Origin of the sequence: Picosynechococcus sp. PCC 7117 (assembly GCF_001693275.1) — a bacterium.
Classification (GTDB): Bacteria; Cyanobacteriota; Cyanobacteriia; order Cyanobacteriales; family MRBY01; genus MRBY01.
Map to the genome: position 1 here is coordinate 930,708 of NZ_CP016477.1, position 18,143 is coordinate 948,850.

The window sequence follows — 18,143 nt, forward strand, 5'->3', positions numbered from 1 at the left end:
ACTACAGGATATTTTCTAAGCCGTAAACAAGGGTATTTAACTCAGTCACTTTACGAATCGAGAGCAGTACACCGGGCATATAGCAGGAGCGATCGCTGGTGTCATGGCGTAGGGTATAGATTTGACCAGGAGCACCGAAAATCATTTCCTGGTGGGCGATTAAACCAGGTAACCGAACGCTATGGATGCGGATATTATCTTCGGTGACAGCTCCCTTTGCACCGGGCATCTCTTCTTTTTCTTCTACTTCAGCGGGATTGAATTGCTTGCCGAGTTCCGCCAACATCTGCGCCGTTTTAATCGCAGTGCCACTGGGGGCATCGGCTTTTTGGTTGTGGTGTAGCTCGATGATTTCGACGTGATCAAAATATTTAGCGGCCTGTAATGAAGCCTGTTGCATGAGGACGACGCCAATGGAAAAGTTGGGAATAATCAATGCTCCGGTGCTGGCTTTTTCGGCAAATTCCTTGAGGTCATTGATTTGTTCTTCGCTTAATCCTGTGGTTCCCACAACAGGACGCACCCCATAGGCGATCGCCGCGCGCGTATTCGCATAAACCCCACTGGGATGGGTAAAGTCCACCATCACCCCTTGGATTTTGCTCTGGGTCGCCATGACCAGGGAAGCCTCTAAATCATTCACAATGGGCACTTCAATCGCACCACAGCCCGCAACTTCCCCTGCATCCTGACCGAGGAGCGCCGGATTTTTATCCACAGCAGCGACAATTTCTAGATCCGCTGCCCCAGCCACTGCTTTGACCACTTCCCGGCCCATTTTGCCACCGGCACCGTTGATCACCACTGGGATTTTGTTGATATTTTCCATGACTTCCCTTAGAAAACTTTTTTAAAAAGCTTGACACAAGATCGCCAAAGTCACAATAATTGAAGTTTGTGTGAATTAGAGTAGACAAACCCTTGGCTAACGTAGTTGTCATTGGTGCCCAATGGGGTGACGAAGGAAAAGGAAAGATCACGGATTTACTGAGCAAATCCGCCGATGTTGTCGTGCGCTCCCAAGGGGGCGTGAATGCAGGACACACCGTCGTTGTGCAGGGACAAACTTTTAAGCTTCATCTAATCCCTTCCGGCATTTTATATCCAGATACCGAATGTATCATCGGCTCAGGGACGGTCATTGACCCGAAAGTCCTCCTCGAAGAAATTGATCAGCTCCACCGTCTGAATGTTTCGACGGAAAATCTGTTTATCTCCCAAACCGCCCACGTGACGATGCCCTACCACCGTTTAATCGATGGGGCCTCCGAAGAAATGCGCGGCGATCGCAAAATTGGCACCACCGGACGGGGAATCGGCCCGACCTATGCCGATAAGTCCGAACGGACGGGGGTACGAGTTCTAGACCTCATGGATCTTGATAACTCCCAAGACAAATTCGTTTGGGCGATCAAATACAAAAACGTCATTCTCGAAAAACTCTACGATCTGCCTCCCCTAGATCCCCAGGAAGTCATCGAAGAATATCGTGCCTATGCCGATGCGCTACGTCCCCACGTCGTAGACAGTTCCCTGAAGGTTTTTGAAGGCGTCAACGCGAAGAAAAATATCCTCTTTGAAGGCGCCCAGGGCACACTCCTCGATATTGACCACGGAACCTATCCTTACGTCACCTCCTCTAACCCCATTGCTGGGGGGGCTTGTGTTGGTGCTGGCATTGGCCCCACCATCATTGACCGCGTGATTGGCGTCGCTAAAGCCTACACCACACGGGTCGGCGAAGGGCCGTTCCCCACAGAACTCGACGACGAGATCGGTGAACTCCTTGGCCATGTGGGTGCAGAATTTGGGACAACCACGGGGCGGCGGCGGCGCTGCGGCTGGTTTGATGCCGTTATCGGACGTTACGCGGCACGGATCAATGGCCTAGATTGTCTAGCGATTACTAAATTAGATGTGCTCGATTCCCTCGATGAGATCAAGGTCTGTGTGGCCTACGAAATCGACGGGGAAGCTTGTGAACACTTCCCGAGTAATGCTAATCTGTTTGCTCGTTGCCAGCCGATTTACAAGACAATGCCCGGCTGGAAACAGCCCACGAGTGATTGTCGTTCCCTCGATGGGTTGCCCAAGGAAGCGCTTGCCTACTTGAAATTCCTAGCAGAACTAATGGACGTGCCGATCGCCATTGTTTCTCTAGGGGCAGGTCGAGAACAAACGATCATCGTCGAAGACCCAATCCATGGCCCCAAACGGGCTTTGTTGGATCGTAACGGTGAACCCATCGGCTAAGCCTGCTATTTTTTAACTTTTTATTTTCTAACGCTATTTATTTAGGTTATTTCCCATGTCTTTAACGATTGAATGTCAAGCTCGCCCTGAAGGGGTTAACCCCCGTGCACTCCGCCGTGACGGCCTCCTACCCGTCAACCTCTATGGCCATAAGGGTGCTGATTCTGATGTTTTTGTGGTGGACTACAAAGATGCCCTAACGTTGCTGAAAAAAGTAACCCCCAACGAAACCGTAGTTGAAGTCAAAACCCCCGATTGGTCTGGCACTGCGGTCGTGCGAGAAATCCAGTCCCACCCCTGGAAGCGGAATTTACTACACCTCAGCTTTTTCCACACGGATGCTGCGTAAGGACACCTAATTTGATTGGTTAAGATGGGGAGGGCGTCACAGAAAGTGCCCTCTTTTTTTGTGGCTTGATAGTGAATGGGAACAGTTATGACAACGGCAACGGCCACCTGGACAAGGCGACATATTCTGTCACTGATGGATTTTTCGGTGGCGGAACTGGATGCGGTACTGCAGACGACCACTAGCTTACGGGATGTTTTATTTCGTCGCATGAAGAAGGTGCCCGCGCTGCAAGGGCAGGTGGTCACAAATATGTTTTTTGAGCCATCGACCCGTACCCGGAGTAGTTTTGAGTTGGCGGCGAAACGGCTTTCGGCGGATGTAATGAATTTTGCGCCGGGATCTTCGTCCCTGAGTAAGGGGGAAACGATTTTGGATACAGCGAAGACTTATCTGGCCATGGGGGCAGACATTATGGTGATTCGCCACCAGCAATCGGGGGTTCCCCAGGCGATCGCCGCTGAAATGGATCGGATAAATTCAGGCGTCAGTATTCTCAATGCGGGAGATGGCCTCCACGCCCACCCGTCCCAAGCCCTATTGGATCTGTTTACCATTTGCCGGGTACTCGATCCCGAAAATCCCCGGTGTGAACTTTTGCGGGGCAAAAAAATTGCCATTGTCGGGGATATTATGCACTCCCGGGTGGCCCGCTCGAATATTTGGAGTTTGACCACCGCTGGGGCCGATGTCCACTTAGCCGCGCCGCCCACTTTGCTCCCAGAAGGATTTCGGGAATTTGCCACGGACGCCGCGGGAAGCCTCAAGCTCCACTGGGACATTGAACCCGCCCTAAAAGATGCCGATTTTGTGATGACCCTCCGCCTGCAACATGAACGGATGACCGCCCATCTTCTGCCCAGTTTGCGGGAATATCATCAACGGTTTGGCATTACAGGCGATCGCCTTAAATTTTGTCAACCAGATGTTAAAGTGCTCCATCCGGGGCCTGTGAATCGTGGCGTGGAACTTGCCTCCGATGTGATGGATCATCCCGCCCTCAGTCTTGTTTCTGAGCAGGTGACCAATGGCGTCGCTGTACGGATGGCGTTGCTTTATCTCATCGGTAGCAGCAAGGCCAATGGTTCTCTCAATTAGTTCTTGGCGCAATAACCTACAGCAAAGTTGTGGTCAGACTCGGCTGCATTTTACTCAACCAATAAAACTGGAACGGTGCCAGCACAAGTTGTTTTTCAAAAATTTCCGGTGCATTTTGACTGTATAAATCAATCAATAAATCCTGGTCATGGCAATCAAAAGGATGACAGGCTAAGTGACTAAGATCTAAATTTTGATAGTCCGGTGAAAAATTTCCAATGACTAAAATATGATCCCGTTTATTGGGACTAATGCGCACAAACCCAAATAGGTGCGAATTATCAATGGATAACAGTTGACGATTATTGAAATCAGCAAAGGCAGGAATTGCTTTACGTACGGCGATCATGTGTTGTAAAGCAGAAAAAATACGGTGTTCAATGGTGCCTTCAATATGTCGTAGTTCTGCTTTTTTCCAATTAATTTTCGGTCGATGGGCCCAGCGGGTATCATTAGCTTTACTCAAATTTCCCACGTAGGAATAGTCATTTAAAGTGCCAATTTCATCGCCATAATAAATCAGCGGAATGCCCCCAAAGGAAAAAATAATACTGTAGAGTAACAAAATATGTTTGATGATAATCGCTATTTTTTGGTGATCGTTGGCCTCAATAGCTGTTTCTAAGCCCATTAAAGACGTTAAAGTGCCTGAAATACGGGCATCGTCATTTTTAGAATTTTGACCAAACAGTAAACCCCTCGCGTCGGTGCCTTCAAATTGGCCACAAAAATAGTCAATGAGAAACCGTCGGTGGGATTTTGGGTCATAGCCCGCCTGGGCAATATCTGCATCGGTAAACCCCAGGCCAATGTCATCATGGCAGCGGATATAGTTGAGCCAGGTGGCGCGGTCCAGTTTTGCCGGAATATTTTTGAGTCCTTGGATTAACAGTTTGGCGTTCTTGGTGGCGGCGGCATCCCACAGGAGGGCCATGAGCGTGGCATTGTAGGCAATTTCACATTCCTTGGCATTGATCGCATCCTCCCCGAAATACCGCACAATTTCTACAGGGGCAACGATCGCCTCGGCAATGAAAATAACCCCTGGGGCGGTAATTTGGCAGCAGTCTTTGAAGATTTGCAAAATCATGTGGGCTTCTTTTTCGTTTTGACTCTGGCTGCCGATCTTTTTCCATAGAAAAGCGACCGCATCGAGCCGCAGCACATCAACGCCTTGGTTGGCCCAAAAAAGAATAATATCGACCATTTCAATGAGCACCGCCGGGTTTTGATAATTAAGATCCCATTGGTAGTTATTAAAAACAGTCATCACCCATTTTTGTAATTCTTCATCCCAGGTAAAATTACCCGGAGCTGTTTCTGGAAAAATTTCTGGGAGATTTTTTTCAAACATGTCGGGAATATCCCGCGTGTCGAACATGTAATAATATTTTTGATATTTTTTGTCCCCTTTACGTGCTTTTTGCGCCCATTCATGCTCGTTTGAAGTGTGATTAATCACAATGTCAAGGGCTAATAAAATTTCCTTTTGGCGAAAGATTTGAACGAGGTGTTGTAGATCCTGGAGAGTGCCAATTTTAGGGTTGATTTGTCGATAATTACTGATAGCATAGCCACCGTCGCTGGCATGGCGAGGGCACTCTAGAATCGGCATAATGTGGATGAAGTTAACCCCTAATTCGCTGAAATAGGCAACGCGATCGCCTAGATCTTGGAGATCATCGGCAAAGCCATCGGCATACAAAGTCATACCGACCCATTGGGATTCGAGAAACCAGTTAAAGTTTTTTTCCCGTGCTAGATCGGTCTGCTTAAATTCTGGCGATCGCCCAATGTATTGATAGGCCATCACTTCGACCAGTCTCAGCAGTTGTGTCTTAAAATCTGAGCGGCGACCATAGAGTTTATAAAAGAGGGAAAAAAGGCTATAAAAGTTTGCTCCTAAACGGGTATAAAAATGACTTAATTCTTGTTCTTTGAGTTCGGGCCTTAATTGATCTAAAATCTCATTTAAAATCGAGTGAGAAAACTGTTCGTACATAGCCCGAAACCTAAAGTTTAGAAAATTGAACCGTATTTATAGTAAAGCAAAGGTGCTTGCAAACAACCGTTTGCAGAAAATTAAATGAGTGCTGGGTTAACTCCAAGCAATTATAACCGCCAGGCCTGAATAAAAGGTTGATAAAATCGGGGATCTTCACTTACCGCACCACGAATCCTCACAATAGCGCTGGCAAAGGCTTGCGCCCGTTCTAGGGTTAGGACAGATGGCCAATCATTCATAAGCCCCAATAAGCAAATACTACAAAAAGCATCCCCAGCTCCAACCGTATCAACCACGGTGGTATTTTTTGGAGGAGAAATCTGTTGGCGATCGCCTTGGGTATAGAGACTCGCACCGGCTTCTCCCGCTGTTAGGATAATATGCCGTAGCGAATTCTGATTTAATAAATGATCGATGGCAAGGTTAGTTGAGAAAAACTCAGGTGTTAATAACGGTAATTCTTCGGTATTTAATTTCACATATTGACTAGCAGCTAGGGCAGAAGCAATAGTTTCTAATGTCCACCAGGGTTGACGTAAATTCACATCAAAAAAAATCTGGTCTGCTCGTTGCTGTAGTACCCTAAAACTGGCTTGAGAAACAGCATTTCTGAGGGCAAGACTGCCATGGTAAAGCCAAAATTTATCTTCTAATATAGGGAACTGTTGGCTATCAATAAAATCGTAAGCACAGTCGGCGGTGATTTCATATTGGGGTTGACCCTTTTCCAGGGTGACTTGAACGGTTCCGGTGGGGTGAATTTTATCTATTTGAAGACCAGCAAGGGTCATCTGCCATGCCTGCATTTTGGTTTGAATTGCCGCCCCAAGATCATCGGTTCCAATCCGAGAAATTAACAAAGGATTGGCCCCAAACGCCTTTAGATGCCAGGCCACATTGAAGGGAGCGCCCCCCAGCTTTCGATCATTGTCGGGAAAAATATCCCATAACACTTCACCAAAAATTACAATATTTTTTGCCATAGTCAAACGTTTCCTTAGGTGGAATTAAGCCATTGTTGATATTCAGGAAAGTAATAAAAAATGCCCTCTAAAATTCCAGCACTATAATTGCCATTCATACCTAAACAATTACCCTGAGCAAAATAAAGTGAGGCTTGATCATGGGCATCTTGAAGTTTTTTTCTTAATTCTTGAGGAGCATTGGCCACAAGCACCGCAGGAATGGGACTGCTTAAAACTGCCTCATCATTGCCGCTATCCCCAGCAAAAATCGTTTGTGCCAAAGAAAATTTTTGGGTAGCTATCAAAAAAGAAATAGCTTGATATTTATTCGCTTGGGAAGGCAAAATATCCAGGAGGCCGATGTTTTTTTCTTCATCAACGCTCCAGATTAAATGGGCGGAAAAATTATGTTCTTCTAAAAGTGCTTGGATCTCAATTAATAATTGTTGAGTATCTGCTTGAAGATCGACGTAATAACTCAGTTTATAGTGGCTTTGTTTGGCTGATTCTTGGAGTTGGAGAGCCGGGTGATTGGCAAGGCGGTGATGGATGGCGATCGCCCCCTGTTTTGGCCAGTCCGTCGCAAGGTGATCATCCCAGGTTTGCCAGCGGTGCCATTGGGAATTTTGCCAAGTATAAATACTGCTACCCACATCGGCGATCGCAAATTGGGGGTGAGGCAGTTGATAGTCTAAAATCGCCTGATCAATTAAAGCTAAATGGCGTCCCGTGACATAGGCTAAAGTTACCTGGGGCTGGGCAACAAATTGACGAAAATAAGCCCTTGCCTGGGGAGATTCTGGGGCGGCACCATTGGGAATCAAAGTGCGATCTAGATCAGTACATAACAGCAAGCGATCAGTCATGATTTTGTCCCGTCGCACGACACAATTCTAAGAAATTGTAGTGGGCTAAACCATCTAAAATGCCAGCCGCAAATTCTTTTTCAGAAAAATAAATTGGTTGAATATTGTTTAAATCCGAAAGCTCTTCCCGGTGGCGATTTTTAACCACCACAGACAAACTATTGCCTAACATCATGTCTTCATCGGCCCCGGAACCACCCACCGTTAGAATACGATTGAGGGGAATTTCCCACTGTTCTGCAAACCAGCGTAACCCGTAACCTTTTGAGGCACGAATTGGCACAACGTCGAGGTATTGACCAAAGGAAAACATGACATTTATGGTCTGATCATTTTTAAATAAAATGCGTTTTAATTCCTCAACACTGGGGGCGATCGCCGGGTCGTAAAAATAGCTAATTTTAAAGGTGCTTTGGAATAATTTGGGTTGAAGCTCTAACCCAGGTAAATCCCCTAAAAGATCCACCACCCGTTGACGATTCCAAAGATAATTAATGTGATTCGACCAAGCCCGATCCGGCGTCAATTGAGGGGCGTAGTAAATTTCTGTGCCGAGGCTCGTCATCAACACATCCGGTTGGGGGATATTGTGTTCCCGCAAAACTTTGAGGGCCGCATCCAAACGCCGGCCAGTGGCAATACAAAAGGCAATTTCCTTACGGTGCTGATTGAGCAAATCCACCAATGCTTGCAAGGCAAGCGGATCCCCCACCAAATTCTGATCGATGGTCGAAACAATCGCTCCCTGGTGATATAGGGCCGGGCGACGGGCGATCGCCAATTCCTGTCGGGACTCCGTGCGGTTCAAAATCGACTGCACCACTTCCATGTACTGCTCCACATGGGACTGCCAAGTATATACCCGGCGCACATTGCGAATCCCCTGTTGCGAAAACGTTTGCCACCGTTGGGCGTCCCCTAAAATTTTGCTAATCTTCGCCGCAATATCCTGGGGTTCAAGGGGATTGACCAAATAACCATTTTGACAATTTTTCAAAATATCCACTGGCCCCCCATCCTCAGTGGCCACAATGGGTAAACCGCTGGCCGCCGCCTCGATCAACGTCAAACCAAAGGGCTCCGTTAACGCTGGATTCACAAATACCCCTTGGGAAAGACTAGCCAGCCGATATAGTTCCCCAATTTCCTGGGCAGACAAAAATTTAGGATAGGCCACTTTGCCATATAGGTTGTAACGATCAATCGACCATAACAATTCCGTAAAGATCGCCTGGGCATTGCTGCTTAAATCCCGTGGATCGTCTCGCGTACCCGAAAAAACAATCAAATTAGCCTGCTGTTGCAACGATGGTGATGTCCCAAAAGCTCGGATTAGGCCCAGAATATTTTTGCGCTGATCCAAACGAGACAAGGCTAAAATCATCGGCTTACGGGGTTCCTGCAAAAACACCGCCAATTTCTGCCAAACTGAGCCCTGCCATTCATCACCCGTAGGAGGATAAAAACATTGCAGATCCGTCCCCGGTGGAATCACCCGCATATTTTCCGGATGGTAAAAATCGTACTGGGCATACTGACCTTGGATTTCCTGTTGGGTACTGGTAATCACCCTGGTAGCTGAGGCAAGGGTTTCTTCCTCCGCATTAATTCGTCGGGTCAAACGGTAACGGCTCTCGATCAGTTCCCCTTTAACTCCACTGGCAAGCAAGCGCTTGCGTTTGCTGCGACCGAGGGAATGGCCTGTATGAAATAAAGGAATCCCCAGATGATTCGCTAGACGGATGCCCACATAACCGGCATCGGCGTAATGACTGTGGATCAGATCCGGGAGTCTGGGTTGATGGTTGAGATAGGTTAAAGTGTTGTCTGCGAAATTATCGAGGTAATCCCACAGTTCTTCTTTGGGAATATAGTCATCGATCCCGGCCGAGATGCGAATAATATTGGCTTTTTCGCTAATGGGTTCGCAAGACTGACTGTAATCGGCACTCACTTTTGGGTCAATGATCTGCTTGGTAATCAAATCGACCTGTTCAATGTCTGGGTGCTGGGCTAGGGCAGCTGCAAGTTCGACCACATATTTCGTCTGACCACCCGTATCAGCATCACGACCCAATTCTAAATTTTGACTACGGATAAGACCGTGAATACTGATTAAAACGATGTATCGAGGGGATTGGGGACGCATCATCGTTGCTCTGGGGGCATACCCAATATCAACCGTCGCAAGAGGTTTGGTTTTTGTTGAAAAATGAATCGCAAAACGCAACCAAAAGGTAACTGCTGTTGTGATGTTAGCGTACCCTTTAGCCCAGTAAGGATCCTTGAAAAATATCTTCATTAATCAAAAATTGGCCAAAGTAGGGCAATTTCCCTGGCTAAAGACCATAAAAAACTCCCCCCGAAAGGAGAGAGAATTTCATCAAAATCTGTACCTAAAAATAAATGCTTATTTCGCCTTAGCTTGGTAACTGTTGAAGGTATTTTGTAGGAGCATCGCCACGGTCATGGGGCCGATGCCACCGGGAACGGGCGTAATCTGGGCAGCAACTTGGGCGGCCTCTGTGTAGGCGACATCTCCCACCAGACGAGATTTACCCGTTGCCGTATCGACGATGCGATTGATGCCCACATCGATCACCACAGCACCGGGCTTGATCATGTCAGCGGTAATAAATTCGGGTCTGCCAATGGCGGCTACGAGAATATCTGCCTCCCTGGTCACCGCAGCGAGGTCTTGGGTGCGAGAATGGGCGATCGCCACCGTGGCATTTGCTTCTAAAAGCATCAAGGCAATGGGTTTCCCTACCAAAATACTCCGGCCCACCACCACGGCTTTTTTCCCTTCGAGGGGGATGTGATATTCCTTGAGCAGTTCCATTACGCCGTAGGGGGTACAACTGCGCAGGCCCGGTTCGGAGCGTACAAGATGGCCTAGGTTTAAGGGGTGCAGCCCATCGGCATCCTTTTCCGGGGCAATGGTTAACAGCAAACCCACGGCATCTAGGTGGGGCGGTAACGGCAATTGCACCAAAATCCCGTCAACTCGCTCATCTTGATTCAGGTCTTGGATCACGGCTTCAAGTTCGCTTTGGGTGGTATCGGCGGGAAAATGCTTACCAAAGGAGGCCATGCCAATCCGTTCGCAGGCGCGTTCTTTGTTACGGACATAGGCAGCGCTAGCAGGATTATCCCCAACCATCAGCACGGCGAGACCGGGGGGACGACCCATTTTTGGGGTGAGGGCCGCGATTTGGGTTTTGAGGTTTGCTTGGATTTTTTGGGCAAAGCTTTTGCCGTCAAGGATTTGTGCCATGGATGTCGGGGATGCTGAGCATTTCGGTTGCCAAGTTTATCTTAGATCTGATGCTGAGGATAGGATCTAAGCGGTGCAAATTTAAGGGGTCGTGGGAGCATTTTTAGGGCGACGGCTGCGACTGCGTGGGGGTTGGAGGGCTTTTTTGATCAGGGTCGGAATTTCTTTAAGATTGCGGCCAAAGGCGAGTTTTTCCCGTTTAAAGGCGCTGTGCATTTCCGCAGGGGTGTAGGTGTCGCTAATGCAGTAGGAAAGTTGGTTAGCAATAATGGTTCCGGCATCGTAGCAACTGCGCTGGATAGGCGCGTGACTGCCACAGAGATAGGTAACGACGGGGGTTTGGATCTGGTCGCGGATCAGAGGAATCAGATCGATTTCTTCTTGGGAACCATAACGACCTAAAAGGGCGATCGCCTTGGTTTGGGGATCTTGATCGAGGTAGTGGAGCCACTGGGCAAAATGGGAACCCGGCAGATCGGCGTTGCCCACATCCACCACATAGGATTGACCTAAACCCGCTTGATTGAGCAAAATTGCCACTTCCTGGGAGAGGCTACTAAACCGACTGAGAAGCGCAACCTCACCGGGTTGGAAATGATTAACGAAGCTTGTCCCTAGCCACAGTTGCCCCGGAATCACGAGTCCACTGCTCCCTGGCCCTAGGATCTGCACCTCTTCTTGTTGGGCTTGGCAGAGTAGGCGCACCATATCCAGGGGCGGCACTCCCGCAGAAACGATGATTAGTTGTTTAATCCCGGCGGCGATCGCCTCAAAGGCCGCATCCAAAACCTCAAAGGGTTCGACAAAGATCAAACTGGTGGTAATCTCGCCGACCTGGGCCTTGGCTTCCATGACCAAATCAAAAATGGGAATGCCGTCAAGGGTTTCTCCACCGCCCCCAGCACTGACGCCCCCAATAATCTCGGTGCCATAGGCGACCATCCGGGGGAGATAATATTGGGCGAGGGGCGTATGGATCCCTTGAATCAGAATATTGTGATTTGTGTGCCAAGCCATTGCCGTTGTGTCTAAGTCCTGTGTGTGAGAAAAGTTGAAAGGCGTTTTAGGTTCCGGGTTTACTGAGGGCGATCGCCTGTTTGACGGCGGCCTCTAAATCTTCTTCCCAATGGCAACCAGGCGCGATCGCCGGGTCAAGGGAAGGTAAACAGCGCACAATAATGTGTTGGGACAACTCAGGCAGCTCTGGATCGGGGTCAGCATCCGGGGCGATCGCCAATTGGGGTAAACGTGCCGTTAAAGTTGCCAAAATGCGTTGGTTAATTTCTGCTTCTGCCACCAAGTTCAACAAAACCACCTTGATCTGCGGTAGTGCGGCCAATTGTTCAAGAATGATCTCGATCTGTTCATCTAGGTCGTAGGGTGAAAACACTCGACCCTGGGCGCGGGGGCCAAGGAGCCAACAGCAGGCTGGATGACCCTTGAGATCATGGAGCATATCCCAAATCACCGCCGCTGCCCCCACCCCATAACAAACAATGCCCACCGCGCCCCCCTGGACATCATGTTGCCAAGAGAGGGGGGCCGCCTCTGGGGTAAAGCTGAGTTGGTTTTGGTGCTCGTAAAATAGGGCGATTTCAGGGTGCTTACGGAGGGCCGTATCGTGAACCGTGACCTTACCATCAAGGGCCATTAATTCCCCTGCTTGGTTAATGCCCAGGGGATTGATTTCCACCAATTCCAAGTCCTTGGCAAGGAGCAGATCGTACATTTTTTTGATGATGTCGCTCAAGGCGGGCACCAATGCCCCCCGGATGCCCATTTTGTTGAGGAGATGGCGCGCTTGGAACGGGGAGAAAAAGTCTTTGATCACCACTTGATGGAGGTTCGCCAAAAGCTGATCGATTTCCATGCCGCCGTGGGCCGACCCCAAAAGCACAGGCCGCTGCAATTCGTAGTCTAAAACCACCGCCAAGAAAATTTCCTGCTTGCGTTCGTAGTGGGCCTCGGCCAATAAAACATCAGGGTATTGCCCGGCGATCGCCAAATTAAAAATATTCCGCGCGGCGGCGATCGCATCGATGGTATTCTGCACCCGTTTAATGCCCCCAGCTTTGCCCCGTCCCCCAGCCCGCACCTGGGACTTCAGCACAATGGGATAGGGAATTTGCAACTGTTTCAGTTCCCGGGGATCCGCAATAATCTGGGACGGCAACGTGGGTATCCCCACCTGTTCAAAAAGTTGTTTTGCTTGGTATTCGAGCAATTCCATTAGCGCAGAGGCAACCTCTATATTTCTCAACTCAAGCCTAACTTAAAACCTGAACCCTAGTCATCAAGGCCAGAGGTTCCAGTGCCGAGGCGCAATGATTGGGCTTTATCTTTTTTCATGTATTTAGGTAATTAGGCGAACGAGGGAAAAAAGTTAATTGCAGTTAAAGAAATGGTGTTTTTTAGATTAAGTTTTATCTGGGATCTCAACGGATTATTTAGGGTTGTTTGCACCCAATAAATTCTGAGCCATTCGCCCCCAGGACAAACAATAGATCGCGGCGGTCTAGCCGGGAAAATACGCATCTAGTTTTTGTTTTAGGCGGATTTGGGCTTCAAACAGATTTGGGTAAGCTTCTCCCCGGTGGGTACGGTGATCATAAAGGAGATTCTCGCCCGCAAAATGATCTGGATCGCAAACATAGCTGATTAGATTTAACCCCAAAGCTCGATTTTCAAAGATCAAGACCGGGAGCAAGGATGGGTCGGGCACGGCATAGCCAAACCGGGCGATCGCCTTTTCTGCCACCGTAACGCCAATAATCGTTTCATCGCCCCAGAGAATCTCACTATCGGGAATCGTCAAAGCATAAAACCAGAGGCGATCGAGGGCTTGCCAGTCCGTTGCCGTGGCCCGTTTGGTCAAATTTTCCCAGCGACTGGGGTCAGGTTTTAACAAGGTCACAAAGGCTGCCACCAAACCATGACTCGGTTGATAGCCAGCGGCGGTACGGTGTAGTAACACCTCAATGTAATACCCCCGACGCTGTTCTCGACAAATGACCTTGAGGCTCCCCTGGGCATCCGTAATTTCCCACCAAAGTAGTTGCAGAGGCTCGCCGTAGGCTTGGGTACAAACCCGTTGGAGCTGGACTTCAGGATCTTGGCCCGTGGCGTGGGTCGTTGGGGACATGGACAAAAATTGGGTGGTGACAGAGCAAAATCCAGCTTAACCTCTAGGCCGATGAAAGAGAAAAGTCACCCCAGAGTTGAACCGTTGGGGTGACCGATCTGTAACGCCAAATCCTAACTAAATCATCAAAGTGCTATGAGCCAACGATGCCGCCATCTTTACGGGTGATGACCACAGTGCTATCCCGGGGCACCATCCCACTCCCCTGGGGAGCCGGGAAATTGGTGGTGGCTGGGTTGCCATCGCCTGGGTGCTGCACGTTAATAAACATCGTGCGACGCTCTGGGGTCACCGTAATCCCCGTTACTTCGCAATCAGTCACCCCAGTAAAGAGACGCCGAATTTCCTTGGTATTGGTATCAGCCACAAGCAGTTGGTCATTCAAGCCGTCCTTCTGGGCACCATCGGTTTGGATAAAGAGGCGGCCATCGGGGTCAGCCCATAGTCCATCGGGGGAGGCAAAAGATTCTTCGGTGCCATGGGTATCTTGGGCGATCGCAAAAATATCCCAGGTAAAGGTTGTCCCCACGTGACGATCGCTATCCTGCCAGCGAATAATGTGACCATCGGGATTCGGTGCCAGGGGATTTGCCGCATCAGCTTCCGTGCGACGGCTATTGTTAGTCAGGGCACAATAAACGTTTTCCTCGGTGCCGACAGTGATCCATTCCGGACGATCCATCGGCGTTGCCCCAGCCGCATCTGCCGCTAAGCGAGCATACACAAGGATTTCAGCCTGGTCTTGGAATTTTCCTTGTAAGGCTGGGTTATCCATGCTGAGGGATAACCACTCTCCAGAGCCATCATCGTTGAACTTTGCGACGTACAACTGGCCTTCATCGAAGGGACTGATCCCCCGCGCCCGCATTGACTGCCAATTGTTTGCCGAAACGAACTTGTAAATGTAGTCAAAGCGTTCATCGTCACCCATGTAGCAGACCACACGACCGCCACGACCAACGACAATTTCTGCCCCTTCATGCTTAAAACGACCGAGGGCTGTCCGCTTCACAGGGGTCTGGTTGGGATCCATCGGGTCAATTTCGACGACCCAACCGAAGCGGTTTTCTTCATTTTTGTAGGCCGCCTTGGATAGGTCAAACCGCTCGTCATAGCTTGCCCAACCATAGCGAGAACTGCTGGCGAGTCCATAGCGGGCCTGGGCTTCAGTGGGCGTCCATTCTCCGGTGGCCCCGAAGTAGGTGTTGAAGTTTTCCTCACAGGTGAGGTAAGTGCCCCAGGGAGTGTGACCATTAGAACAGTTATTGATCGTCCCTTTCGGCGCATTGCCCGCTGCTGTTTTTAGGAGGGGATGATTTGCGGCAGGGCCACTGAAGGCCATGGGGGTATTGGCATGGATCCGGCGAGCATAGTTACTGCGAACCACTTCCCAAACGCCACGATTATTTTTCTTGATTTCAACGACGGAGGCACCATGGGCATGTTGAGACAATCGCACATCCTCAAGGCTGGCGGGATCTGCTTTACCTAGGACGTGTTCGTTGATGCCAAATTCATGGTTAATTGCCAACAAACCATGGTCATTGTTGTTGCCGAGGGGGAAAAACCACATCCCATCGTGGCCGATGCCGATCTGCTGGGCCTGTTCGTCGGCGGTGGGTCGGGTGTTGGGGTCGCCATTGTATTCGGGGCCGCCGGGTTGGAGGGGGGTGCCCCAGGGGATCAACACTTGGTATTGGTAGTCACTGGAAATACTGGGGACAGGGCCATTGCTTTGGGCTAGGGTTACAGCATTGAATCCCAACAGGGGACTGGTGCGCCGTTGGGCAACTTGGGTGGCGGCGGTGCTGGGTTTGAGGACGCTATTGCCGGCGATCGCCCCGATAAAACCAGCGGCGGAGAGCATCATGCTTTTTTGGAGCATACTCCGGCGGGAGAATCGCGCCTTGAAAATATCTTGGAAAGGACGATTATTTGAATAATTACTTCTGCCGTCGTCGTGAATCATGATTGTAGGGTGCTTAGTTTACAGCGTCTCAAAGATGTTTTAAGGAAGAAATATTTTAATTTGCCCCTGATTTTGGTTTTGAATATTGAGTGTTTAGCATAGAAAATTATGCCATTATTTTTTTATGGCGAATCAATTCCTGAAATACACTTTTATCCAAATGAATGTCCTTAAACAGGAAGTGGTTAGAGCCTTTTAAATATTGTTTTAAACAAAGGCTTTAGCCGTGGTTAGAAAACATCTAATCAGTTAAATGGGCAGACATAGAGGATGCCGATTACAATTATCTCCATGGGAATTAAGTAGAAATTAAGATTGACCAGTTAAAACTTTAAATTTTCTTTCAATCCGTTTAAGAAAGAAGCCGATCTATTGAATTTAAAATCGATAATTACGGTATATTTTTGGGCTGCTCGTTTTGCGAACAGGCACCCGTCACTACCCCAAGGCGATCGCCCCGCTGCGGATTTTCCCTATAATGAGAGTTAACTTATGTAACAACGCCTGCTCATTTTCACCATGACTCAGCGCCTCCTCTACGTCCGCCTCCCTTGCAATCCCATCTTTCCCATTGGCGTGGTGTACCTAGCAGATCATGTCCATAAGCTCTTCCCGAACCTCGAACAAAAGATTTTCGACCTGGGGGCCGTACCGCCCCTAGATTACAAAAAAGCCCTCGATGACTGTATCGCCGCTTTTAAGCCGACGCTGCTGGTCTTTTCCTGGCGCGATATCCAAATCTATGCCCCTGTGGGCGGCCGGGGCGGTAACCCTTTACAAAACTCCTTTGAGATTTTCTACGCGAAAAATCCCTTCATTAAACTGAGGGGAGCCTTCGGGGGCCTGAAGGTGATGGCGGCCTACTACGGCGAACTGTGGCGCAACCTGGGACTCATTAAACGCGGTCTTCAAAAAGCCCAACAGTATAATCCTGAAGCCCAGATGGTCGTTGGCGGTGGGGCAGTTAGCGTCTTTTATGAACAACTGAAAACCGCATTACCGAAAGGGGCGATCGTCTCCATCGGCGAAGGAGAAACCCTACTAGAACGCCTACTCCGGGGCCAAGATTTTAGCGATCAACGTTGCTATGTTGTGGGCCAAGCAGAGCTACGCCCCGGCATGATCCACGAGGAACCCACCCCCATCGAAAAAACTGCTTGCAATTACCAGTACATTGCTGAAATTTGGCCGGAGTTTGATTATTATCTCCAGGAAAATGATTTTTACATCGGTGTCCAAACGAAACGGGGCTGCCCCCACAACTGTTGCTATTGCGTCTACACCGTCGTCGAAGGCAAGCAAGTCCGGGTCAATCCAGCGGCGGAAGTGGTGGCAGAAATGCGCCAACTCTACAATCGGGGGATCCGCAATTTCTGGTTTACCGATGCCCAGTTTATCCCGGCGAAAAAGTACATGGATGACGTGGTGGAACTGCTCCAGGCGATCCGCGATTCGGGCATGGACGATATTCACTGGGCTTCCTATATCCGCGCCGATAATTTGACCCCAGAGATCTGCGATCTGATGGTAGAAACGGGGATGAATTATTTTGAAATTGGCATCACCAGCGGCTCCCAGGAACTCGTGCGGAAAATGCGCATGGGCTACAATCTGCGGCGGGTCTTGCAAAACTGCCGGGATCTCAAAGCGGCGGGCTTTAATGATGTGGTCTCGGTGAATTATTCCTTTAACGTCATTGATGAGACCTTTGATACGATCCGCCAAACCATTGCCTACCACCGGGAACTCGAAAAAATCTTCGGGGTCGATAAGGTAGAACCCGCCATTTTCTTCATTGGCCTCCAGCCCCACACCCACCTTGAACAATATGCCTTTGATCAAGAAGTGCTAAAGCCGGACTATAACCCGATGAGTTTGATGCCCTGGACGGCGAAAAAACTCCTGTGGAACCCGGAACCCCTCGGTTCTTTCTTTGGGGAAGTGTGTCTCCAGGCGTGGCGGCAAAACCCCAATGATTTTGGTCGGGAAGTGATGGCAATTCTAGAGGCTCGTTTGGGGCGATCGCCTTTGGAAGAAGCCCTAACGGCGAAAATTGTGTCCCAAAAGCCGACTCTGATCCCTGCTTAAATGTTTAATCTCGGTGGGTCATGGGTTCGGAATCTTCAGGACTGGGGGTCAGCATTTGCGTTTGGCCAAATCTTTAATAAGATTGTCAAAAAAGCCTTATTTACCCCGTCTGTTTACGGAGGAAAAGATCG

General features: G+C 49.2%; 14 protein-coding genes. 4 read left to right on the forward strand and 10 right to left on the reverse strand.

Going from position 1 to position 18,143, the window contains the following annotated elements:
• Position 1 precedes the first annotated feature (1 nt).
• The gene (gene dapB / locus AWQ22_RS04510) at positions 2-829 is read right to left on the reverse strand and encodes a 4-hydroxy-tetrahydrodipicolinate reductase (protein WP_065710322.1); all 828 of its coding nucleotides are present in this window, start codon (positions 827-829) and stop codon (positions 2-4) included.
• Positions 830-921: 92 nt separating this feature from the next.
• On the opposite strand from dapB, the gene AWQ22_RS04515 reads away from it, so the two are divergent.
• From AWQ22_RS04515 to AWQ22_RS04525, 3 genes are all read left to right on the forward strand, one after another.
• A complete protein-coding gene (locus tag AWQ22_RS04515) occupies positions 922-2,253 on the forward strand; it encodes an adenylosuccinate synthase (RefSeq protein WP_065710323.1) in 1,332 nt (443 codons plus the stop codon).
• Positions 2,254-2,308: 55 nt separating this feature from the next.
• Positions 2,309-2,602, forward strand: coding sequence for a 50S ribosomal protein L25 (gene rplY / locus AWQ22_RS04520; protein ID WP_065710324.1), 294 nt, complete (start codon positions 2,309-2,311; stop codon positions 2,600-2,602).
• 87 nt (positions 2,603-2,689) lie between these two features.
• On the forward strand, positions 2,690-3,700 hold the full coding sequence (locus tag AWQ22_RS04525; protein WP_041443396.1) for an aspartate carbamoyltransferase catalytic subunit: 1,011 nt from the start codon (positions 2,690-2,692) through the stop codon (positions 3,698-3,700).
• A 16-nt stretch (positions 3,701-3,716) separates the two neighbouring features.
• Here AWQ22_RS04525 and AWQ22_RS04530 read toward each other — a convergent pair whose 3' ends face one another.
• The 9 genes from AWQ22_RS04530 to AWQ22_RS04570 all read right to left on the reverse strand — a co-directional run bounded on the left by AWQ22_RS04530 (position 3,717) and on the right by AWQ22_RS04570 (position 15,924).
• Positions 3,717-5,510, reverse strand: a complete 1,794-nt coding sequence (locus AWQ22_RS04530; RefSeq protein ID WP_232321487.1) for an alpha-amylase family glycosyl hydrolase — start codon at positions 5,508-5,510, stop codon at positions 3,717-3,719.
• A 302-nt stretch (positions 5,511-5,812) separates the two neighbouring features.
• Positions 5,813-6,688, reverse strand: coding sequence for a carbohydrate kinase (locus AWQ22_RS04535; RefSeq protein ID WP_065710326.1), 876 nt, complete (start codon positions 6,686-6,688; stop codon positions 5,813-5,815).
• A gap of 14 nt (positions 6,689-6,702) precedes the next feature.
• Positions 6,703-7,536, reverse strand: coding sequence for an HAD-IIB family hydrolase (locus AWQ22_RS04540; RefSeq protein ID WP_065710327.1), 834 nt, complete (start codon positions 7,534-7,536; stop codon positions 6,703-6,705).
• Complete coding sequence (locus AWQ22_RS04545; protein WP_065711631.1) at positions 7,529-9,688, reverse strand: HAD family hydrolase; 2,160 nt, start codon at positions 9,686-9,688, stop codon at positions 7,529-7,531. The genes AWQ22_RS04540 and AWQ22_RS04545 overlap by 8 nt, the downstream gene beginning before the upstream one ends.
• A 258-nt stretch (positions 9,689-9,946) precedes the next feature.
• Positions 9,947-10,813: a bifunctional methylenetetrahydrofolate dehydrogenase/methenyltetrahydrofolate cyclohydrolase FolD gene (folD, locus tag AWQ22_RS04550; protein WP_012306517.1), complete on the reverse strand. Its 867-nt coding sequence runs from the start codon at positions 10,811-10,813 to the stop codon at positions 9,947-9,949.
• Between the two features lie 81 nt (positions 10,814-10,894).
• Positions 10,895-11,830 carry a succinyl-CoA synthetase subunit alpha gene (locus AWQ22_RS04555; protein ID WP_062433018.1) on the reverse strand — a complete coding sequence of 312 codons (936 nt, stop codon included), beginning with the start codon at positions 11,828-11,830 and terminating at the stop codon, positions 10,895-10,897.
• Between the two features lie 46 nt (positions 11,831-11,876).
• Positions 11,877-13,043 (reverse strand): ATP-grasp domain-containing protein, encoded by a 1,167-nt coding sequence (locus AWQ22_RS04560; RefSeq protein WP_062433020.1) that lies wholly within the window; start codon positions 13,041-13,043, stop codon positions 11,877-11,879.
• Between the two features lie 285 nt (positions 13,044-13,328).
• Entirely contained in the window at positions 13,329-13,955 is a 627-nt protein-coding gene (locus AWQ22_RS04565; protein WP_065710328.1) for a hypothetical protein, read from the reverse strand.
• Positions 13,956-14,088: 133 nt separating this feature from the next.
• Positions 14,089-15,924 (reverse strand): PhoX family phosphatase, encoded by a 1,836-nt coding sequence (locus AWQ22_RS04570; protein ID WP_065710329.1) that lies wholly within the window; start codon positions 15,922-15,924, stop codon positions 14,089-14,091.
• A gap of 519 nt (positions 15,925-16,443) precedes the next feature.
• On the opposite strand from AWQ22_RS04570, the gene AWQ22_RS04575 reads away from it, so the two are divergent.
• Positions 16,444-18,012, forward strand: coding sequence for a photosystem II high light acclimation radical SAM protein (locus AWQ22_RS04575; protein ID WP_065710330.1), 1,569 nt, complete (start codon positions 16,444-16,446; stop codon positions 18,010-18,012).
• Positions 18,013-18,143 lie beyond the last annotated feature (131 nt).